This is a genomic window from Pseudoalteromonas sp. CR1 (assembly GCF_019392235.1).
Classification (GTDB): Bacteria; Pseudomonadota; Gammaproteobacteria; order Enterobacterales; family Alteromonadaceae; genus Pseudoalteromonas.
In genome coordinates this window covers 85,844-105,912 of sequence record NZ_JAHXRM010000001.1, presented here as the reverse complement: position 1 = coordinate 105,912, position 20,069 = coordinate 85,844, and the positions used below count along the sequence as shown (strand labels likewise).

At 39.6% G+C, this 20,069-nt stretch carries 20 protein-coding genes; 11 read left to right on the top strand and 9 right to left on the bottom strand.

The window, feature by feature from the left end; all coding sequences use genetic code 11:
- Positions 1–26: 26 nt before the first annotated feature.
- The gene (locus tag KZZ04_RS00545; protein ID WP_138529610.1) at positions 27–1,244 is read left to right on the top strand and encodes a methyl-accepting chemotaxis protein; all 1,218 of its coding nucleotides are present in this window, start codon (positions 27–29) and stop codon (positions 1,242–1,244) included.
- Between the two features lie 86 nt (positions 1,245–1,330).
- A complete protein-coding gene (gene queG / locus KZZ04_RS00540; RefSeq protein ID WP_219421386.1) occupies positions 1,331–2,461 on the top strand; it encodes a tRNA epoxyqueuosine(34) reductase QueG in 1,131 nt (376 codons plus the stop codon).
- A 156-nt stretch (positions 2,462–2,617) separates the two neighbouring features.
- On the opposite strand, the gene KZZ04_RS00535 is transcribed toward queG, so the two are convergent.
- From KZZ04_RS00535 to KZZ04_RS00525, 3 genes are all read right to left on the bottom strand, one after another.
- Entirely contained in the window at positions 2,618–3,751 is a 1,134-nt protein-coding gene (locus KZZ04_RS00535) for a PleD family two-component system response regulator (RefSeq protein ID WP_219421384.1), read from the bottom strand.
- Between the two features lie 68 nt (positions 3,752–3,819).
- Positions 3,820–5,793: an ATP-binding protein gene (locus KZZ04_RS00530; RefSeq protein WP_219421382.1), complete on the bottom strand. Its 1,974-nt coding sequence runs from the start codon at positions 5,791–5,793 to the stop codon at positions 3,820–3,822.
- Positions 5,794–5,912: 119 nt separating this feature from the next.
- Positions 5,913–6,434 carry a GNAT family N-acetyltransferase gene (locus KZZ04_RS00525; RefSeq protein WP_257903494.1) on the bottom strand — a complete coding sequence of 174 codons (522 nt, stop codon included), beginning with the start codon at positions 6,432–6,434 and terminating at the stop codon, positions 5,913–5,915.
- Between the two features lie 48 nt (positions 6,435–6,482).
- Here KZZ04_RS00525 and KZZ04_RS00520 point away from each other — a divergent pair, with 48 nt between their 5' ends.
- The 6 genes from KZZ04_RS00520 to KZZ04_RS00495 all read left to right on the top strand — a co-directional run bounded on the left by KZZ04_RS00520 (position 6,483) and on the right by KZZ04_RS00495 (position 11,911).
- Positions 6,483–7,058, top strand: coding sequence for a glutathione peroxidase (locus KZZ04_RS00520; protein ID WP_219421380.1), 576 nt, complete (start codon positions 6,483–6,485; stop codon positions 7,056–7,058).
- A gap of 84 nt (positions 7,059–7,142) precedes the next feature.
- The gene (locus tag KZZ04_RS00515; protein WP_002958009.1) at positions 7,143–7,424 is read left to right on the top strand and encodes a peptidylprolyl isomerase; all 282 of its coding nucleotides are present in this window, start codon (positions 7,143–7,145) and stop codon (positions 7,422–7,424) included.
- Between the two features lie 65 nt (positions 7,425–7,489).
- Complete coding sequence (locus KZZ04_RS00510) at positions 7,490–8,068, top strand: glutathione S-transferase family protein (RefSeq protein ID WP_219421378.1); 579 nt, start codon at positions 7,490–7,492, stop codon at positions 8,066–8,068.
- Between the two features lie 17 nt (positions 8,069–8,085).
- The gene (locus tag KZZ04_RS00505; RefSeq protein ID WP_058403205.1) at positions 8,086–8,436 is read left to right on the top strand and encodes a DUF2750 domain-containing protein; all 351 of its coding nucleotides are present in this window, start codon (positions 8,086–8,088) and stop codon (positions 8,434–8,436) included.
- Positions 8,437–8,533: 97 nt separating this feature from the next.
- On the top strand, positions 8,534–9,214 hold the full coding sequence (locus tag KZZ04_RS00500; RefSeq protein ID WP_138529607.1) for a hypothetical protein: 681 nt from the start codon (positions 8,534–8,536) through the stop codon (positions 9,212–9,214).
- A 123-nt stretch (positions 9,215–9,337) separates the two neighbouring features.
- Positions 9,338–11,911 carry a M1 family metallopeptidase gene (locus KZZ04_RS00495; protein WP_219421376.1) on the top strand — a complete coding sequence of 858 codons (2,574 nt, stop codon included), beginning with the start codon at positions 9,338–9,340 and terminating at the stop codon, positions 11,909–11,911.
- A 99-nt stretch (positions 11,912–12,010) separates the two neighbouring features.
- Here KZZ04_RS00495 and KZZ04_RS00490 read toward each other — a convergent pair whose 3' ends face one another.
- Together KZZ04_RS00490 and KZZ04_RS00485 are read right to left on the bottom strand one after the other, a co-directional pair.
- On the bottom strand, positions 12,011–12,376 hold the full coding sequence (locus KZZ04_RS00490; RefSeq protein WP_006794078.1) for a hypothetical protein: 366 nt from the start codon (positions 12,374–12,376) through the stop codon (positions 12,011–12,013).
- Between the two features lie 61 nt (positions 12,377–12,437).
- A complete protein-coding gene (locus KZZ04_RS00485; RefSeq protein WP_219421374.1) occupies positions 12,438–13,313 on the bottom strand; it encodes a hypothetical protein in 876 nt (291 codons plus the stop codon).
- 157 nt (positions 13,314–13,470) lie between these two features.
- On the opposite strand from KZZ04_RS00485, the gene KZZ04_RS00480 reads away from it, so the two are divergent.
- The 3 genes from KZZ04_RS00480 (at position 13,471) to yjjG (ending at position 15,675) form a co-directional block, all read left to right on the top strand.
- A complete protein-coding gene (locus KZZ04_RS00480) occupies positions 13,471–14,370 on the top strand; it encodes a phosphoribulokinase (RefSeq protein WP_138529606.1) in 900 nt (299 codons plus the stop codon).
- A gap of 75 nt (positions 14,371–14,445) precedes the next feature.
- The gene (yjjX, locus tag KZZ04_RS00475) at positions 14,446–14,985 is read left to right on the top strand and encodes an inosine/xanthosine triphosphatase (protein WP_138529605.1); all 540 of its coding nucleotides are present in this window, start codon (positions 14,446–14,448) and stop codon (positions 14,983–14,985) included.
- Between the two features lie 15 nt (positions 14,986–15,000).
- Positions 15,001–15,675 (top strand): pyrimidine 5'-nucleotidase, encoded by a 675-nt coding sequence (yjjG, locus tag KZZ04_RS00470; protein ID WP_058403211.1) that lies wholly within the window; start codon positions 15,001–15,003, stop codon positions 15,673–15,675.
- Between the two features lie 103 nt (positions 15,676–15,778).
- Here yjjG and lpxC read toward each other — a convergent pair whose 3' ends face one another.
- The 4 genes from lpxC to KZZ04_RS00450 all read right to left on the bottom strand — a co-directional run bounded on the left by lpxC (position 15,779) and on the right by KZZ04_RS00450 (position 20,068).
- On the bottom strand, positions 15,779–16,690 hold the full coding sequence (lpxC, locus tag KZZ04_RS00465; RefSeq protein WP_008126813.1) for a UDP-3-O-acyl-N-acetylglucosamine deacetylase: 912 nt from the start codon (positions 16,688–16,690) through the stop codon (positions 15,779–15,781).
- A 103-nt stretch (positions 16,691–16,793) separates the two neighbouring features.
- The gene (gene ftsZ / locus KZZ04_RS00460; RefSeq protein WP_219421372.1) at positions 16,794–18,038 is read right to left on the bottom strand and encodes a cell division protein FtsZ; all 1,245 of its coding nucleotides are present in this window, start codon (positions 18,036–18,038) and stop codon (positions 16,794–16,796) included.
- 21 nt (positions 18,039–18,059) lie between these two features.
- A complete protein-coding gene (gene ftsA, locus KZZ04_RS00455; protein WP_010555687.1) occupies positions 18,060–19,292 on the bottom strand; it encodes a cell division protein FtsA in 1,233 nt (410 codons plus the stop codon).
- Complete coding sequence (locus KZZ04_RS00450) at positions 19,289–20,068, bottom strand: cell division protein FtsQ/DivIB (RefSeq protein WP_138529599.1); 780 nt, start codon at positions 20,066–20,068, stop codon at positions 19,289–19,291. Before KZZ04_RS00450 ends, ftsA begins: the two co-directional genes overlap by 4 nt.
- Between the last annotated feature and the right edge of the window lies 1 nt (position 20,069).

Here is a 20,069-nt window from a genome sequence, read left to right as displayed (position 1 = left end):
AGCATTCAAACATAGGTTTAAGCAAGATGAGTGGCTTAATGAAAATTTATAATTATATCGAACAAACGTTCTTTTTTACTTTAACGCGTAAAATTGTTGGTAACTTGAGTTTTGTTTTTTTGTTTCAGGCGATTACTTTATTTTGGCTTTATGACAGCTTAAGTGAGCAACAAAGTCTTGGCCTTTTTTGGCTGCTAACCTTGGTTATTGTTGCTGGCTTTGCGTTTACCCTTTTTTATATGCGATTTTTAATTGTGCGTCCTGTAAAAGCAATGTGCGATACGCTCATTAAAATTAATCAACAAGATGCCAATTTAAACGCCAAACTCCCGCACTTTTCATTCGACGAATTTAAAACGTTAAGCTCCCAATATAACGATTTCACTAGCCATTTAGGTGAACTGCTTAACACAACCTACACCAGTGCAGAGGCAAGTGCGCAAAGTAATAAAGCGGTTACAGAGTCGATGAAGCATACTGAAAACTCTAGCCAGCAGCAAATACACTTGAGCCACACCATCATTGATGCCAGCAACCAAATTACTCAAAGCTTGCAAAATATTGTGGGTAACACCGACAGTGTACACACTGTAAATAATGAACATTTAGCCTTTGTTAAACTCTCAGATAAAGAGCTCAGCACGCTCGTTGAGCAAGTTCAATTAATTACTAATATGCTAGGTAGTTTTGCAAGCACAGTGGAGGGGTTAAAAGAAAACAGTGAAAATATTCGCAGCATTTTAAAAATGGTTGAGGAATTTTCTGATCAAACTAACTTACTCGCTCTTAATGCCGCAATAGAAGCTGCACGAGCAGGTGAAGCCGGACGTGGTTTTGCTGTTGTTGCTGATGAAGTTCGCACCCTTTCAATTAAGGTAAGCGGTGCAACTCGCCAAATTAGTGACTTTATTAATCAAATGAATGATTTGGTCAGTGAAACCAACAAAGAGTCAGAGCAGCTGATTAGCCACTCTAAAAATGCACAAAATTCAATAAGTGCAACCTCAGATGGGTTTAGTAAAATGCTTAACGAATTTGAGAGTAATCAACAACAATTACAGCAAATTGCCAGCGCCGTGCATTTACTAGAAGATACGCAAAATTTAACCCATCAATCGGTAGAGCAAATTGTTGAGCTTGGTGAGCAAGCCAAACAACAAATAGACACCGCCCTTGCCGATAGCCAATTATCACAAGAGTTAAGCATGCAAACTCAGCAGCAATTAAAGCGCTTTGTGCTTTAGTTTGCGCTACATTAACGCGCTAAACTCAACACCGCCCTGTAAATATGGTAAATTACTGGGCGATTATTTAACGTGCGTGAAAATGTGTGAGCAACCTAACTCCTGACTACCCTAAATTAGCCCAGCAAATAAAAGCATGGGGGAAAGAACTTGGCTTTAGCGAAGTGGGCATTACCGATATAGATTTGAGTAAGCATGAGCAACAGCTTCAACGCTGGCTTGATGCCGGCTTTCATGGCTCAATGGATTATATGGCAGCACACGGCATGAAGCGCGCACGACCAGCTGAACTCATACCTGGTACACAGCGAGTTATATCAGTAAAAATGAACTACCTCCCACCTGATGCAGGCTTTGCTAAAACATTAAAAAACAAACAAAAAGCGTATATTAGCCGTTATGCACTTGGTCGTGATTACCATAAGTTAATACGTAACCGATTAAAAAAGCTAGGTCAAAAAATAGAACAAGAAGTGGGTGAATATGGTTTTAGGCCCTTTGTTGATTCAGCCCCTATACTAGAGCGCCAATTGGCAGAAAAAGCGGGGCTAGGTTGGCGCGGTAAACATTCGTTACTTATAAATAAAGAAGCAGGGTCATGGTTTTTTTTAGGCGAGCTGTTTATTGACTTACCTTTGCCTATTGATAGTGAAAACACCTTTGAAGGCTGTGGAAAATGCGTTGCCTGTATAACATTATGCCCTACAGGCGCAATTGTAGAACCCTATGTGGTTGATGCGCGAAAATGTATTTCATATCTGACAATAGAGCACCAAGGGGCTATCCCTGAGCAGTATAGATCTTTATTAGGCAATCGTGTTTACGGTTGCGACGACTGCCAACTAGTGTGCCCATGGAACCGTTATGGACAAATAACCGACGAACAAGACTTTCACCCGCGCACGCAGCTAAAAGACAAAGACTTGCTAGCGCTATTTAGCTGGGATGAAGAAACATTTTTAAAAAATACCGAAGGGAGTCCGATCCGCCGAATTGGTCACGAACGTTGGTTACGTAATTTAGCGGTTGGTTTAGGTAATGCAAACTTTGCCCAAGATATTATTGATGCACTAGAGCAAAAAATAAATGGGTGTAGTGACCTAGTAAAAGAGCATATTGAGTGGGCCCTGAAGCAGCAAAACAATAAACAACCCTCACTTAGAAAAACGCAAAGGCTGATTAGGATAGTAGAAAAAGGGTTACCACGAGATGCATAACACTTATGGTAGCCTCAAGGTCTGTTGGTTTTATAAGGGTTTAATTTACAGTAATCTATTTGCTACCTAAGTAATGTAGAGCCCACTTAGTTACAGATCTTACACAGTGATTAAAAAGCCTAAGCTTTTACAAACCTTAATCCATAAAAGCCCACATTATTGACTGTGATTTAGTAAAATTGAAAGTTCTTTTTCAATATCTGCAAACGCTTCTTTTACTTGAACAACAGACTCCTCGCGGGCTACTGAATTTTGAATTGTTTCATCTACTTTTTTATAGATAAAAATTTCTTGGTCTTCATCTAACCCCATCGTTGGAATTCTTACTTCAAGGTCTTCTTGTAGCTTTTTAAACACCTGTTCATTATTTATTCGGCTTTCATTTAGTAAATCTATCAAACCATGAAACTTGCTGTGCACAGTACTTGCCACTGCATTAAGTTTTACTTGCTGCGCATCTAATAAATTTTTAGTTATTATGGCGCGTAACTGCTGCTCTGTAACACTTACTATAAAACAAACGTGGTCACGTATTCTGCCGTGTTTATCTGGATCATGTCCTGGCATATTTAAAATAAGTAAGCTTATTAGTTCATAATTAACCAATAAACGCTGCGAAAATTCATGTAGCCGCCCCTTATTTTTAAGCATTTCAAACAACTCAATAACAATAGGCGAGCATACTCCATGCAAAGCATAATGCTTAACAATAGAGTCGTATCTAAATTCTACGTTGCTCTGAAGATCAAACGATTGCAGGCAATCAATGAGTGCTTTTGCTAGATCATCTGGATTAGTAATTAGCGCAATATTTTCGACATAGTTAACTATTTGCCCCATTTCACTGCTGTTAGCCATCGCGTTAAAAGCGGTAGATGTGGCCGCTTCCACTTGTTTTTCCAGGCTTTGTTTTTCGACTAATACTTGATTTAGATTCTTTAATTTAGACCTAAGCTCGTCGTGTCCAAACGGTTTTACAATGTAATCTTCAGCACCGACTGAGTAGCCTTCCATTCGCTCCTCTACCGTTCCTCTTGCTGATACAAACATAACAATAATATGTGCTGTATTGGGGTTAGATTTAAGCATTTTACATACTTCGTAACCACTCATTTGCGGCATGCTTACATCAAGTAAAATAACCTGCGGCATATAATCTTCAACCATATCCAAGCATTCAGGGCCACTGGTAGCGAGCTTTAGCTCAAAATCCAGTTCCTCTAAAATCTCTTCTATTATTTCAAGATTAAAAGGCTCGTCATCTACTGCTAGTATTTTTGTTAAAGCCATAACTAAATCATCCTTTTAAATTCGAAAATAAATCACTTAAAAAAGCAATCTACTGTTTTAGCGTACTTTTATTCGTTAACTAGATGTTCTTCTAAATTTATTTTGAGTGGTAGTTTTATATGCACTGTGGCACCGCCGCAGGCATTATTATAGGCATTAATGTGACCTTGGTGTAACGATACAAACTCTCTGCAAAGTGCCAACCCTAATCCAGTACCACCTGCACCACTGTTTGTTTTACTGCTTTGCACAAACTTTGTGAAAATATGATCAAGCTCATCTTCAGGAATACCAATACCGCTATCAATGACTTTTATTTCAGCATATTCATCATTTGTAGCAAGCGTGAGCGTAATATTGCTTTTCGGTTCGCTAAACTTTAATGCATTACCCAATACATTGCGTAACAACTGATTAATTTGCTCTTCATCACATTGCGCAATGACTGCTGAATCTGGCGCCGGAAAAATAATATTAATTTGTTTTTCCATAGCCGTGCCCGACACATCATCAATACTGGTTTTAATAATGCTTTCTAAATTATGCGGGCGCGGATTAAATGGAAATTTACCAACATCAAGCTTTGATAAATCTAGCAGGTTGTTTAGTAACGATAGTAGCCTATCGCCGCTGCATTCAATGCGTGACAAATACTTTAATAGCTTTTCTCTTGCAAAATCACCCGCTTCTAATTTGTCGAGCCCAAAGCGAGCAAAACTTAAAATTGAGTGCATAGGCGTTCGTAGCTCATGCGACATATTAGCTAAAAAGTCTGATTTACTTAAATTTGCCGCTTCGGCTACGTTTTTAGCATGCTCTAACTGCGATGTACGGGCTTTAACTTCTTCTTCAAGTAAGCCTTTTGCTTCTTGAAGCAGTTCTTCTTTTTGCTTTAAGTGCGTCACATTTTTAAAAATTACTGCTAATGCAATTTCGCCATGGTGGTCTATTTCATTAAAAGATCCAAATAGTGGGACTGTGCCACCACTTTGAATAGGGAGGCGTAAATCATAACTAAACTGGCGATTACTGTTTAATGTTGAAATTTTATCTCTGATCCCAGCAACAGAGTCATCATCTAAGAAATCAAATAATGATCTCCCTGCCAGCCCACTAAAGGGTAAACCCAATAACTTAAGACATGCGTCATTTGCTTCAATAATTTGGCCATTGCGTTCAAATAACATGATCGCGTCAGGGGTGTGTTTATAAATAACTTGTAGCAGGCTGTCTTTTTCTATTAGTGCATCGACAGTTTCTTGAAGTCGGTCAACTAACTCGGCATTTCGGCGTTTTAATAATTCGGTTTGCCAAAGCTTATGCACTGATTGCAGTAAAATATTTTCATTAAGTGGTTTAATAAGAACGTCTTCTACACCTTGGCGAATAGCTTCTATCATTGAAACTTGGTCAGGGCGAGAGGTAAAAAGTAAGCACCTTGTATTGGGTTGCCTCGCTTTTAGCTTTGAAAATATCTGTAACCCGGTGACATCACCTAAGCTGAAGTCACTTATTAAAATGTCAACTTTATTGTCTTGTGCAATGCTAAGAGCGTCAGTTAAATTACTCGCAGTAAAGGTTTTTATATGTGCACCAAGCAAATTGCTTTGCATGTTCTCAAGTCGCTCTTGAATGTGATCTACCAGCAAAATAGTGGGTAGCTGCAACATATGGCTTGAGTCTAATTCTAATAAGCTCTCTAAAAGAGAGGTGATCTCTTTATTAGAAAAAAAAGGGTAAACAACCGTTGCCTCAGGCACTATTTTATTTAGGCCTGCAAATGCAGTTAGCTGCTCAGTATTTTCTGTTTTTGGAGCTAGAAGTAATAATCGCCCGTGAGAGAGTTTATCGATTATAGGCTTTACAGGGCTTACCGGAACGCCATGAGAAATAACAACTAAATCGAAGCTGTCGGCATGAGTGTACATTTCAAGCATAGAAAAATGAACCAACTCAACATGACACCCTATAAGCTCTAAGAGTACTTTTACCCTCATTGCTATGATGGTGCTACTGTCTATGATTAATATTTTTCTTTCCATTAAACGACACTTTAAATCAATTAAATTTATATGTTATTAGCGTAGTATAAAAATGCCTAAATAACACACATTCCTTGTATGTTATTTGTAAACAAATATGACCAATTAATTGTTGTAACTTATTCTAAATGCTTACCAAATATTGTTAGACTGTATAAGTTATTATCCATAACAGCAACGTTTGGTAACTCGCCCCACACATCAAAACCAAAGTGCTTAAATAGCTTAACACTCGGTAAATTATGGCTAAAAATAAAACCAAGCAGCACATTGATTTTAAGTTTTTTAGCCTCAACTTGGGCAAACTGCATTAACTGTTTACCAAGGCCTTTACCTTGTGCATTTTTAGTTATGTAAATACTCATTTCTACAGTTCCATCGTAAGCTGGGCGTCCGTAAAACGATTTATAGCTCACCCACGCAAGAACGGTATTGTTTTCACAGTAAACATAAATTGGGCGATTTGGGGTATGACTATTAAACCAATCTTTTTTTTCTTCAACGGTTACTTCTTCGGTATCTGCCGTTACCATTCGCCCTTCTATGGTTTCATTATAAATGGCAACAATTTCATTAAGATCGTCAATAGTAGCTAAGCGAGTTGTCATAGTTAATTTAAGTGGTTGATCAATTTTCTCCATATTAGCGTATGATCAGCCAATCAAACAATCCGATAGTTAGGTAATATAATGCTAAAAAAAATAATAATAGGGTTATCTGCTTTATTAATAAATAGTGCGGTTACAGCACAAACGCTGCCAAACAATGAATCTATTGAGACACACACCTGTGACGATTTTACCAACGTTGATATTCGAAAGCTGCGCTCTAAAGAATTAATAAACCTATGCAAATTCAAAAATAAACCGCTATTAATTGTTAATACTGCCAGTAACTGTGGTTTTACCCCTCAGTTTGAAAGCTTAGAAAAACTACACAAAACATACAAAGACGAGGGACTAGTAGTCCTAGGTTTTCCTTCTGATGATTTTTTTCAAGAAGAAGATAACGAAAAAGAAACGGCTAAAGTCTGTTTCATTAATTATGGGGTTACCTTCCCTATGTTCGCCACCAGCGAAGTAAGAGGCAGTGATGCAAACCCTATATTTAAGCATTTAAATGAGCAAACAAGTTCGCCAAATTGGAACTTTTACAAATATTTAGTATCTGCTGATCGTAAAACAATTTTACGATTTAACAGTAAAGTAAAACCAGATTCACCAAAAATGATTAAGGCAGTAGAAAATTCGCTGTCTAAAATCTAAATTTATACTGGTACAATTTGTTGAAACTAACTAGTATGGCAATACACTAGGTTAAAAAAACACCACTTATACTCAGGAGATTTTATGACAGTGGCAAGCGCACGACACATTTTGGTAGACAGCGAAGCACAATGTTTAGACTTAAAAACAAAAATTGAACAAGGCGAAGACTTTGCTGAATTAGCAAAAGCACATTCTAATTGCCCATCAGGGCAAGACGGCGGCGCCCTTGGTGAGTTTGGCCCAGGTATGATGGTACCAGAGTTTGACAAGGTGGTATTTTCTGCACCTATTAACCAAGTACAAGGCCCTGTGCAAACACAATTTGGTTATCATTTACTTGAAGTTACTAGCCGTTCAGAATAAATTGAGCTTTACTGCTATTAACGTTTAATAAAAGCCGCATTAGCGGCTTTTTTTTTGGAGTGATTATGCAATTAATTGGTTCTGTTCCATCACCGTATGTTCGCCGAATTAGAATGTGGGCTATGCAAAATAACTGTCATATTGAACTTGTAAGCTTAGATATATTTTCTGAGCAAGACCGCCCCAAAATGGCCAGTAAAAACCCTGCGCGAAAAATCCCTATTTTAATTGATGGTGATTTAACACTGAGCGACTCAAACTCAATAATACGCTACTTATTAGACAAAACAGACCAAGCAAAACTAACGTGGCCACAAGAACATATCCTCACCACTATTAATGCCTGTAACGACTCACTAGTTGAAATGTTGTTATGTAAACGCTCGGGCTTAGATACTCAAAGCGATGCATTATTTTTTAATCTTCAAAATGAGCGAATAGAGCAAACATTAAGCTTTTTAAGCAACCATTTAAACGATGAAGAATTTAAAAGCTGTGAATACCTCAACATCAGTTTATACTGCCTGCTTGATTGGATTAGCTTTCGTGAATTAACTGACTTTAGTCAGTACAGTGAACTTGTTGTATTTCATGCGCAATTTAGCGAACGTCAATCAGCAATAGAAACTAATCCTCGTCACTAACTTAATAAGGTAAACACATGAGCGATATTGAAATTGAATCACAACTAGTTAACTTCGTAGAAAAAGTACGTGTTAGCGAAGTCATTTGGGCACTGGGCGCAGAAGATAATGGCTTTGTAGTGTGCGACTCAAACCAATTTGACGACACTGATGTTTTACTGCTTTGGGAAAGTGAAGAAGCGGCTAAAGCGCAGTGTAAAGAAGAATGGAAAGATTACAGCCCAGTAGAAATTAGCCTTGATGAATTTTTAGATGCATGGGTTGAAGACTTAAATGAAGATGACGCATTAGTTGGCATTAATTGGAATGATGACCAAGTATGTGTAGAGATTGAACCGACCGGCTTAGCTCGCGCATTGAGTGAATAATAGTTTACACACAGGACATAAAAGCCTGGTAGCCCAACTAGCATCCAATGCTAGTTGGGTATAAAATAAAACATCTTATTATTTTCAAGGTATTACGTTGAAAACCCATCTTGGTCGCCGCTCTTTTTCAGCCATGGAACTGCACACTCTTTATAATGGATATATATACGGTGATTTTCGACTCCCCCGTGAACAAGCAAAACATTGGCATTTTTGGCTGCCACTAATAGCCTACTACAGTGGTGCTTACAGTGATGAAATTGGCTGTTTGACCCTTGATGACCTTTGTATTCATAATGATATTTTATGTTTTAACTTCCATACTCACGGTAAAATAAAGCCGCGTTTAGTCCCTGTACACAATGCATTGATTAATGCCGGATTTAATGAGTATATTGAATTTATAAAATCAAAAAATTATCAACGGCTTATGTTTGATCTTCCGGCTAAAACCGGCAGATACAGTGAAAAAGTGCGTATTTGGTTTTCAGGTGAAGGTGAGCGTGCCGGCTACTTGCAAAAATGTGATATCCCCAACGTTGACCAACTCGGTATGAAAACGGCCATAAGTAGCCTGCGTCTTAACTTTGAACAACAAGTTCGTATTTATGCGCTACAAGCTGACTCTAAAAACGCATTTAATTATTTAATGGGTTTTAACGAGTACTCAAACAGCCAGTTTGATGACATCAACTTATTAAATACGGTTATTCAACAAGTACGCATTATAAATACTCAACTACATTGGCAACGTTTTTTATCTCGCGAAAGTCACTGACAAACTTTGTTACTATTTACATTCAAAGCGACTTCTTAAATCAATTACGCGCTCCATAAAAGCTGGTAGGATAAACTGTACCCATAAAATCTGGGCGTTTCTAACAATAAACAAGGGATCATTATGTTTCTTAAAAGCCTCTTAACAGTGAGCGTTGCGCTAGCAATGAATGCTGCACACGCTAACGAATTCGTTATAGAAAAACTCGCAAAACCAAGTTCTCAACATGTATCGCTAACACTCGACCCTAGCCAAGATACATTTTCAGGAATGACTGAAATTGCATTAGAAGTATTAAAACCAACCCATTATATTGAGCTCAATGGTGTTGATTACGCTGTTAAAGTGGCACAACTGTTGGGTAAAGAAAACTGTGACCTAAGTAACGAAATGCTTAAAACAGGTAAAGTGAAATTTAGCTGTGATGAAAAAATCCAACCGGGTAAATACACGCTTAAAATTGATTTTTCGGCACCCTACAATCGCCAAAGTGTGGGTTTATACAAAACCTTAGATCAAGGTACGCCTTACCTATTTACCCAATTTGAAATGAGTGATGCACGTCGTGCCTTTCCTGTTTTTGATGAACCAAGCTATAAAATTCCTTTTCAGTTAACAATAACGGCCCCTAGCTCACAAAAAGTATATGCCAATACACCAGAACTAAAAACAACAACAAATGGTGATATGACAACGCACTTTTTTGATAAAACACCGCCTATTCCATCATATTTAGTAGCAATGGCAGTTGGTCCGTTTGAAGAAATAGACATAGAAGGTATGCCAATTCCTGGGCGTGTTATCACTCCTCAAGGTAAAATTCATTTAGCCGAATACGCAAAAGATAATATGCCGCGCGTACTTGCAGCATTAGAAGAGTACTTTGGTATTCCTTATGTATATAAAAAGCTCGATTCGGTTGCCGTACCTGAATTCCCATTTGGTGCAATGGAAAATTCAGGCTTAGTAACCTACCGCGAAGATATTTTGTTAGTTGATTTAGCCGCGGCAACACGCAGTAAAAAACAACGTAACGTCTCTATTATTGCTCACGAGCTTGCTCACCAATGGTACGGTAACTTGGTCACCATGAAATGGTGGAATGACTTGTGGTTAAACGAGGCGTTTGCAAGCTGGATGGCAGCTAAAATGACCAAGCAGCTAAATCCTGAGTTTGAATCACATTTAGACTTACCGCAAAACAACGTAATGGCATTAGACGCCCGCTTGAGCACTAAGCCGATTCGTAAGCCAATTAAAACTGAAGCTGACATTATGGACGGTTTAGGCCTTGCATACAGTAAAGGCAGCTCAGTACTGGCAATGGTTGAAAATTGGATTGGCGAAGAGGCGTTCCAAAAAGGAATTCAACGTTACTTAAAAGACTTCTCTTATAAAAATGCAGAAGCGGCTGATTTATGGCAGGCACTGGGTAAAGCGTCAAACAAAGATGTAGCCAGTGTTTTAAAATCATTTATTGAGCAATCTTCTTTCCCTCTTGTAAATGTTAAGCAACAAGGTAAAAAAGTAACTATTTCACAAAGCCGCTTTGTAAATGCCGGTGTTGATGCGCCAGCACAGCTTTGGAATGTGCCAGTAACGATTAAATACGGTGCAGGCGACAAAGTTAAAACAGCCAGCATTTTACTTAACAAGCAAAGCCAAACACTTGATTTAGACTTTGCTCCAGAGTGGATTTACCCTGACCAAGGCGCTCTTGGCTACTATCGCTGGGTAATGGACGACGCGCAATTTAACGCATTAATTGAAAACGCACCAACGGTACTAACTGACCGTGAACGCTTAGCATTATTATCGGCAACCGATGCACTGCTTAAAGCCGGTGTTATCTCTGCCGCTAAATTAATGCAAACACTTGAAGTTTTTGTGAGCGACAGCCACCCTCGCGTAGCAAATACGGCGCTGGGTTACTTGGTATCGCAGCAACGTACGTTCAAAGATGAGAGCAATAAAGACCTATGGCCTGCGTTTATACGTGATGCGGTTACCCCTGCGGCTAAAAAGTATGGTTTAGAGGCAAAAATTGACGAAGATGGTGCCGTGTCGCAACTTCGCGCTGCCGTTATATCTCGCTTAGGTTTTGATGGCGAGGACCAAAACGTAATCAATAAAGCCAAAGAACAAACGCAAGTGTATTTAACTAATCCACAAAAAGTAGATCCATACTTAGCGGGTGTTTATTTGAGACTTGCTGCTTTTCATGGTGATAAAGCCTTGCTTAATCAATTCATGACAACATTTAAAACGACTAAAGATCCACAAGTGCGCACTAACATGCTAGCGGCAATGGGCTTTTTTGGTGAGTCTGAGTTACAAAATACAGTGCTCGCTTACAGCTTAACTGATGAAGTAACCGCATCTGATATGCGTACTATTTTATCTGGGCAAAGTTACACAGAAGAGCGCCAAGCATTATTCATAGATTGGGTTTATAACAATTACGATAGAGTAACAGCAAGTTTACCGCCGTTTTTTATTCCTAACTTACCGTACTTTACAACTGTAGGCTGTGATGCCAAAAGCTTAGCAACCACTCAAAACTTCTTTAACGATAAAATCTCAGACGTACCTGGGTACAGCCGCACATTGAGTAAACTAGAAGAAAGTACACTTGATTGTATAGCACTAAAAAACCGCGAGCTTGATTCGGTCAATAGCTTCTTAAACAGCAAATAAACCTGTTTAATTAAGTAATAAAAAGCCGCTAAGTATTCACTTAGCGGCTTTACATTTTTAGGGCTGAACTAATAGTTACTCTCTTGAGTAAAGTATAGATTAATTGCCAATGATCATCGTCAATTTAGCAATAAAATCTTTTGCAGCTTGCTCTGAGTTTATTTTAAATGCCACGCCATAATGAATTGGTTGAGCGCTTTTATATATTCGCGTTGGGAAGCGAGTCATCTCACTGCTATGAAAATACCCTTGTGCGCGAGTTACGCCATCTATATCGTTAAAGTCATCACTGAATACTTCAAACGCAGGGCGAATTACTATTTTGCCTTTACCGCTTTCACTGTGAGTGTAAAAGGCCTCTTTTGAATTAACTAACATGTATTCTGCAATGTTTTTAATTTTAAAATTACTTCTGCATTGTAATTTTATAAGTTGCTCTGTTAACTCATCTGCACTGTACGCCATGTTTATCCCTATCCGTTAATTTGCGTATAACCTTATCGCATACGCGATATGAAGTCTTACTTTATTGTGTTACGTCGCATACAAAAGCTAGCTTATCGTTGTTGTAACTCATTCGAGTGATATTAGTTTCACAGTATGTGCTTAAATCAAGCCATTGCGATATCTCATTACTCCCATCTAGTTTACGCTGATAAACACGGTTTTTAATGGCATAGGCAATTGTTTTATCATCTTTTAAAATAAAGTCTTGCACCTGAGAGGGCAGCCTTAATAAATCGTCTACGTGTTTATTTTGAGGATTAAAGCTCGCTAAAATATGTTCATCGCTTTTGGTGTAACTAAATAAAAACGTCGCTGCGTTATGGTTATAAATCAGTGTGCGAGAAATATCACTGGCGGCTATTTCACCTTTAGCAGCGTCTACTGAGGTATATTGAAGCGTATGCGGCTGACCTAAAATAAACATCACTAAATCGTTATTTATACCCCAAGCATGGTAGCCAATAGGTTCAATCCAATCAAAAATACGACTAGGCGGGCTTTGCGTATCAAGTGGATACTGCCACAACTTTTGTTTTGAATCGGCTTCTACGACAATGGCTGACAAGCTATTTTTATTAGGCATTAATGTTGGCGAATACTCACTGACAGGCGTATTTGTTAAGTTAGTTATTTCACGCGTTGTTAAATTGTAATGTGCAATATCGGTTTGGCTTTGGTTATTAGTTATAACCTCATGGGTAAAGTATAAATCGTTGTTAATTAAGTAAGGCTGATTATTATAACTTGTTTTGTCGCTTACTATGGTCACTTGAACACCATATGGCGTATTTAAATCGGCAAGTAATATTTGGCTTTTGGGCATGTTAGCATGTGCATAACCTGCGGCTATCGCACTTAATGAAAAGAAGCTAAGTAATGGTTTTAAAAGTTTCATGCTTTCTCTCGTTTTAATTTTAAGCACCCCATGATAACGTTATTTGCTGATGGCGTCACTTGAGCTTAGTCAGTCAACACGTAAGATACCCAAATGACTTAAAAAAGTGTTAAATTGAGTCTGGTTATGTAGCTTGGTCCTAAAAAAGAGAATTAACATGTCAGCTAAAAATCCTATCATTGCTATTACTGGTTCATCCGGTGCGGGAACTACAACCACAACTAATGCTATTAAGCATATTTTCCGTAGCCTAAATATCCATGCAGCATTCATTGAAGGTGATAGCTTTCATCGTTACACACGCCCCGAAATGGACAAAAAAATACGCGAAGCCCAACAAGAAAGTAAACATATTAGTTACTTTGGCCGAGAAGCTAACGACTTTGGGGCGCTTGAATCGTTATTTAGTAACTATGGTGAAACCGGCCAAGGAAAATTACGCCGGTACTTGCACACCTTTGATGAAGCGGTCCCTTATAACCAACTGCCTGGTACATTTACTCCCTGGCAAGACCTTGATAATTATACCGACATTTTATTCTACGAAGGCTTGCATGGCGGAGTTGTTGACCAAGATGTAGATGTAGCCAAACATGTTGATTTACTCATAGGCATGGTGCCTATTATTAACCTTGAGTGGATACAAAAGCTAATACGCGATACTTCAGAGCGTGGCCACTCTCGCGAAGCCGTGATGGGGTCAATTGTGCGTAGTATGGACGATTACATAAATCATATTACACCTCAGTTTTCACGAACCCATATTAACTTTCAGCGCGTCCCGACCGTAGACACCTCAAACCCATTTAGTGCAAAAGATATTCCTTCACTTGATGAAAGCTTCGTTGTGATCCGCTTTAGAGGCATTGAAGATGTTGATTTCCCCTATTACTTAAGAATGATTGAAGGCAGCTTTATGTCGCGTATTAATACGCTTGTAGTACCTGGCGGTAAAATGGGCCTTGCAATGGAGCTAGTATTAACGCCACTTATTAAAGATATTATTTTGAAAAAGCGTGCATTAGAAAACCTCGCTCCGCTTGATTTACCTATTTAGCATTATGGCTTTTGTACTCTTTTTTGTTTAACAGAACTAACGTACACTGCTGATTTTACTTAATACGAGATCAGCATGTCATCTTTGTTAAAAGTTATAGTTGGGTCTAAAAACCCTGTAAAAATAAATGCAGCAAAGCACATTTTTACTATGTACTTTCCAAATAACACCATTGATTGCCTAGGTGTTGACGCCCCTTCAAACGTGCCTGAACAACCTATTGGTGAAGACGAAACATGCATTGGCGCGCAAAACCGCGTTAACTATTGCAAAAAGCATCATCAAGCCGATTACTACGTGGCAATGGAAGGCGGTGCAGAGCAATTTAGTTATGGTGCAGCGACCTTTGCCTATGTTGTTATTGATAACGCCACAGAGCAAGTTGTAGGACGTAGTAGCAACCTTCCATTACCCAATATACTTTTTAAAGCCCTGCTTAATGGCGAAGAGCTCGGCGATGTAATGGATAAAGCATTTAATACAACTAACATAAAACAAAAAGGCGGCGCCATAGGCCTGCTTACAAATAACCATGCAACACGCGAAAGCACCTATACCCAAGCGCTTACCTTGGCCATGGCCCCCTTTTTACATAGCAACCTTTATCGCACATAAAAAACAGGAAATTGAATGAAATACAGCTACGTGTTGTTTGATGCAGACGAAACTTTATTTAGGTTTGATATTTTAGCCGGTATGACCCGTATGTTTAAAAATTACGGCGTTAACTTTACGCAAGACGATTACATTCACTATCAAAAAACCAACAAACAACTGTGGGTTGATTATCAAAATGGTGCGATTAGTGCTGATTACCTACAAGTAACCCGCTTTAACGAATGGTCAGCAAAATTGAATGTGCCAGCTAAAGAGTTGAACGATGCATTTTTAGATGCAATGGCGCAAATTTGTGAGCCATTACCAGGTGCTATAGAGTTACTTAATAAATTAAAACCCCATGCTAGGTTGGGCATTATTACTAATGGCTTTGCCCGCCTACAAACAATTCGTTTGGAGCATACTGGTTTGAAAGATATGTTTGAGTGGTTGGTTATATCTGAACTTGTAGGTATAGCAAAACCTAACAAAGCTATTTTTGAACATACCTTTGAGCTGATGGGCAACCCAAATAAAAGCCAAATATTAATGGTAGGTGATACCGCATCAAGCGACATACTCGGCGGTAATAATGTAGGCATTGATACGTGTTGGTTACAACACCCTGGCGAACAATTGCCAGAGGGAATATCCCCCACTTACACAATAACTAAATTAGAACAGTTACAAGCCATATTAGACATTTAATTTTTAAAATTTACTACTTTAAAGGATAAGTGCAAATCAAAAAAATGACGCTAATAAGCGTCATTTTTTGGAACTGTTTTAAGTGTGTACTTTAAATGCTTGGTTAGGCAGTTGCTAACTCAAGACCGGGTGCAGGCATCGTTACAGGCGTTTCAAATGTTGCCCACTCCCATGCTGACTCAGTTGCCATAACTTTACGAAGTAACTTGTTGTTTAAGTCGTGGCCCGACTTAAACGCAGTGACCTTGCCTAAAATATTGTGGCCTGTCATAAACATGTCACCTACACAGTCTAGTATTTTGTGCTTAACGAACTCATCGCTGTAGCGTAAACCATTTGGGTTTAGTACTTTAAACTCGTCGAGCACTACTGCACTGTCCATGCTGCCACCTAGTGCAAGGTTATTAGCATGCATGTATTCAATGTCTTTCATAAAACCAAACGTACGAGCCCGGCTAATTTCTTCTGTAAAGCTCTGCGCGGTTATGTCTAAACCAACACGCTGGCGACTCTCATTGATAGCCGGGTGATCAAAGGCAATTTCAAAGTCGATGTGAAAACCGTCGTATGGTTCTACTTCGGCCCATTTATCACCTTCTTCTATACGTACTTTTTCTTTGATACGAATAAAGCGTTTAGCCGCATTTTGTTCTTCAATGCCGCCTTTTTGTAATAAATAAATAAATGGTAATGCACTACCATCCATAATAGGCACTTCTGAGCTATCTAACTCAACAATTAGATTGTCTATGCCCATTGCTGCAACTGCAGCAATAAGGTGCTCAGTAGTAGATAAACGAACACCATCTTTGTTAATTAAACAGGTACACAACTGCGTATCACCAACGGCTTCAGGTGTTGTTTCAAATTCAACAACCGGATCAAGGTCGACACGACGAAATACAATCCCAGTATTTGCGCTCGCAGGTCGGAGAGTTATTGTGACCTTCTCACCTTTATGAAGTCCAATTCCTATGGCTTTGACTACTTCTGCAATCGTACGCTGTTTAATCATAGGTTCGCTCACTTAAATTTATTACAGTTAGACGGCGGATAGTAACATATGTACGCGCGCCTTACAATATTCGTTCAATTTAACAGCAATATAACGCTTTTTATTAGTCTGCTTGCTTACGTAAAAATGCTGGGATGTCAAAGTAATCACCACCCTCTGACTTATCTGCTTTTTTACTCGCTTGCGACGACGAGCTTGTTGCATTGCTTGAACTTTTAGAACTCGCTTTTTCTGCGCTTTCAGTTTGCGCTTTAGCTGCAGCTTCATCAGTGCTGTCTTGGCTTGCAAAGCTAGGCACATACATGCTGCTTGCTTGGTTAGACGTGCTCGCAACATCAGAACCTGATGCCTTTTTAAAACCGTTATCAACAATACCAAACTGTGGACGACGATCGCCGCCTAAACCTGTTGCAACTACAGTTACACGTAACTCGTCGGTCATTTCAGGGTCAATTACCGCACCCACAACAACCGTTGCGTTCTCAGAGGCTAGTGCTTTAACGTGGTTACCGACAATTTCGAATTCCTCAATCGCAATATCCATACCCGCAGTAATGTTAACTAAGATACCTTTAGCACCCGTTAAATCAACATCTTCTAGAAGCGGGCTTGAAATAGCAGCTTCTGCAGCTTCTTGCGCACGATCAGGACCCGATGCAGACGCTGTGCCCATCATTGCAGTTCCCATGGCAGACATTACTGTACGTACGTCGGCGAAATCCACGTTGATCAAACCAGAACGCGTAATTAACTCTGCAATACCTTGTACTGCGCCAAATAGCACGTCGTTTGCCTTAGCAAATGCATCTAGCAGTGTAGTGCCTTTGCCTAAAACTTTAAGTAATTTATTGTTAGGAATTGTAATAAGTGAATCTACAATTTCTGATAGTTCGTTAATACCTTGCTCTGCGGCAGCTGCGCGCTTTTTGCCTTCAAAGTCAAAAGGACGCGTTACTACAGCAACGGTTAAAATACCGAGTTCTTTAGCAATTTTAGCAACCACTGGGGCAGCACCTGTACCTGTACCGCCGCCCATACCGGCTGCGATAAATACCATGTCGGCACCTTCTAGGCTAGCGCGAATAGTTTCTGCATCTTCTTCAGCTGACTCACGGCCCACTTCAGGGTTTGCGCCCGCACCTAACCCAGAGGTTATTTGTGTGCCCAGTTGAACGGTTACATCGGCGGCTGAATTGCGTAGTGCTTGCGCATCTGTATTTGCGGCAATGAAGCGTACGCCTTCGATTTGCTGTTTTACCATGTGCTCAACAGCGTTACCGCCGCCACCGCCCACGCCTATTACTTTTATTACAGCTTCTTCGCTGTGTTGTTCCATTATATCAAACATGTTCACTCTCCGACTTGAGTCTTAAAACTCGCCTTGAAACCATTTAGTAATGCGGTTCCACCAATTATTGTTATCCTCTGCTTTCGACTTTTGTGCATTCATCGATTGCATAGTACGCCCGTATTGTAACAAACCAACAGCGGTTGCGTACGAAGGATCATCTACATAGTCTGTTAAACCAACCATCCCGATTGGCTTACCTATTCTTACTGGCATTTGAAAAATGTCTTCCGCCACTTCCATTGCACCAGTCATTTTGGCAGTCCCGCCTGTTATAACGAGACCCGCCGCAATTTGGTCTTCTAAACCTGAACGACGAATTTCTTCCATCGCCAGTTCAAACAATTCTCTAAAGCGAGGCTCTACAACCTCTGACAGCGTATGACGCGACATTAACCTTGCTGGTCGTCCGCCTACACTTGGCACTTCTATCGTGTCTTCGCTGCTTGCCAATTGGCTGCTTGCACATGCATATTGTACTTTGAGTGACTCAGCATGCGATATAGGTGTACGAAATATTTTTGCAATATCTCCCGTTACCTGATTACCCGCCACAGGGATGACTGCTGAATGACGCAGCGCACCATTAATATAAATAGTGATGTCCATTGTACCACCACCAATATCAAGTACCGCTACGCCTAATTCTTTTTCATCGTCTGTAAGAACTGAATAACAAGAAGCTAATGCTGTAAATATCAGTTGGTCGACCTCAAGGCCGCAACGTTCAACACATTTTTCTATGTTTTTAGCCATGTCGTTGGAGCAGGTAATAATGTGTGCACGTGCTTCCATACGCACACCGCTCATACCTAAAGGATTTTTAATCCCTTCTTGCATATCAATACTGTACTCTTGCGGCAATGCGTGCAGCATTTTACGCTCAGCCGATATCGGCACAGAGCGTGCAATGTGAATAACATTTTCAATATCTTCATCTGTCACTTCAGTGTTGTTTATAGCAACAACACCGCTTTCGTTCTGACATTGAATATGTTTACCAGAAATCCCCAAGTACACTGAGCTAATTCGACAATCGGCCATTAGTTCGGCTTCGTCAATCGCACGGCGAATAGACTCAGACACTAAGTTCAAATCGTTAACGCCGCCTTTATCCATACCATGAGATACTTGGCTGCCTACACCCACAATGCTGAGCTTGTTATCTGCGGTGATTTCACCTACCGTGGCTACCACTTTCGAGGTACCAACGTCTAATCCAATCACGAGGTTTCTTTCTGCTGACTTAGTCATGCCTTACTCTTATTTTGTAATTGTTCTTCTTGCACTGGCTTAAAGCTCACTGCAAGGCCGGTATCATACCGTAAATCTACTGCATCTATCTGTGCTTTTTCTGGGTATTCCATGCGTGGATACACGTCTATAAAACGCTGCACACGCTTGGCTTTATCTCTGCGCCCTAAATTTAAGCGCACCCCGCTATCAAGCCAAAGCTGCCAAGAAAAACGCTCTGATAACGCTAAACTTTTAAGCGTTAACGCGTTTACTTTAAGCATTTCGTCAAACTGTTTAAAGGCAATCCATGCTTCTTGTTCACTGCCCTCTGGGCCAAATAGCTGAGGTAAATCTTTACTTAATTTGTCACTGCGCGCTTGAAAAGCTTCACCATTGTGATTAATTAATAAATCACTATTCCAATGCGCCACCGCCTCGTGTTCAACAACATAGACCTGAATCGTATCTGGCCATTGTTTTCGCACTGACACTGTCGCTACCCAAGGTAAATCTTGTACAAGCTTTTGCACGTGCTTTACATCAAGCTCAAAAAAACTACTAAGATCCGCTTTTTTTATTGCTGTTATAATCGCGGTTTCATCTGTGTATTTAGGGTGTCCTTGCACAGTTAAGTGCTTTATTTGCGCATCTTTGTTTTTTACTAACCAATCAGATACACCCGTTGTAATTTGCACTAACCCAATAACAACCACTAAAAAAAAACTCACGCCAAAAATCAGCGACCAATTTAGGTTCTGTTTGATTTTATGAGCTTTTTCTAAAAAGGGATGCATA

Bases quoted from the DNA above. Each gene is read 5' to 3' on its own strand.
- yjjG (WP_058403211.1), top strand. From the start codon at position 15,001: ATGAAATACAGCTACGTGTTGTTTGATGCAGACGAAACTTTATTTAGG.
- KZZ04_RS00485 (WP_219421374.1), bottom strand. From the start codon at position 13,313: ATGAAACTTTTAAAACCATTACTTAGCTTCTTTTCATTAAGTGCGATA.
- KZZ04_RS00525 (WP_257903494.1), bottom strand. From the start codon at position 6,434: ATGGAGAAAATTGATCAACCACTTAAATTAACTATGACAACTCGCTTA.
- lpxC (WP_008126813.1), bottom strand. From the start codon at position 16,690: ATGATTAAACAGCGTACGATTGCAGAAGTAGTCAAAGCCATAGGAATT.
- yjjX (WP_138529605.1), top strand. From the start codon at position 14,446: ATGTCATCTTTGTTAAAAGTTATAGTTGGGTCTAAAAACCCTGTAAAA.
- ftsZ (WP_219421372.1), bottom strand. From the start codon at position 18,038: ATGTTTGATATAATGGAACAACACAGCGAAGAAGCTGTAATAAAAGTA.
- KZZ04_RS00450 (WP_138529599.1), bottom strand. From the start codon at position 20,068: ATGCATCCCTTTTTAGAAAAAGCTCATAAAATCAAACAGAACCTAAAT.
- KZZ04_RS00535 (WP_219421384.1), bottom strand. From the start codon at position 3,751: ATGGCTTTAACAAAAATACTAGCAGTAGATGACGAGCCTTTTAATCTT.
- KZZ04_RS00545 (WP_138529610.1), top strand. From the start codon at position 27: ATGAGTGGCTTAATGAAAATTTATAATTATATCGAACAAACGTTCTTT.
- KZZ04_RS00520 (WP_219421380.1), top strand. From the start codon at position 6,483: ATGCTAAAAAAAATAATAATAGGGTTATCTGCTTTATTAATAAATAGT.
- KZZ04_RS00480 (WP_138529606.1), top strand. From the start codon at position 13,471: ATGTCAGCTAAAAATCCTATCATTGCTATTACTGGTTCATCCGGTGCG.
- ftsA (WP_010555687.1), bottom strand. From the start codon at position 19,292: ATGACTAAGTCAGCAGAAAGAAACCTCGTGATTGGATTAGACGTTGGT.
- KZZ04_RS00510 (WP_219421378.1), top strand. From the start codon at position 7,490: ATGCAATTAATTGGTTCTGTTCCATCACCGTATGTTCGCCGAATTAGA.
- KZZ04_RS00530 (WP_219421382.1), bottom strand. From the start codon at position 5,793: ATGGAAAGAAAAATATTAATCATAGACAGTAGCACCATCATAGCAATG.
- KZZ04_RS00505 (WP_058403205.1), top strand. From the start codon at position 8,086: ATGAGCGATATTGAAATTGAATCACAACTAGTTAACTTCGTAGAAAAA.
- KZZ04_RS00495 (WP_219421376.1), top strand. From the start codon at position 9,338: ATGTTTCTTAAAAGCCTCTTAACAGTGAGCGTTGCGCTAGCAATGAAT.
- KZZ04_RS00490 (WP_006794078.1), bottom strand. From the start codon at position 12,376: ATGGCGTACAGTGCAGATGAGTTAACAGAGCAACTTATAAAATTACAA.
- KZZ04_RS00515 (WP_002958009.1), top strand. From the start codon at position 7,143: ATGACAGTGGCAAGCGCACGACACATTTTGGTAGACAGCGAAGCACAA.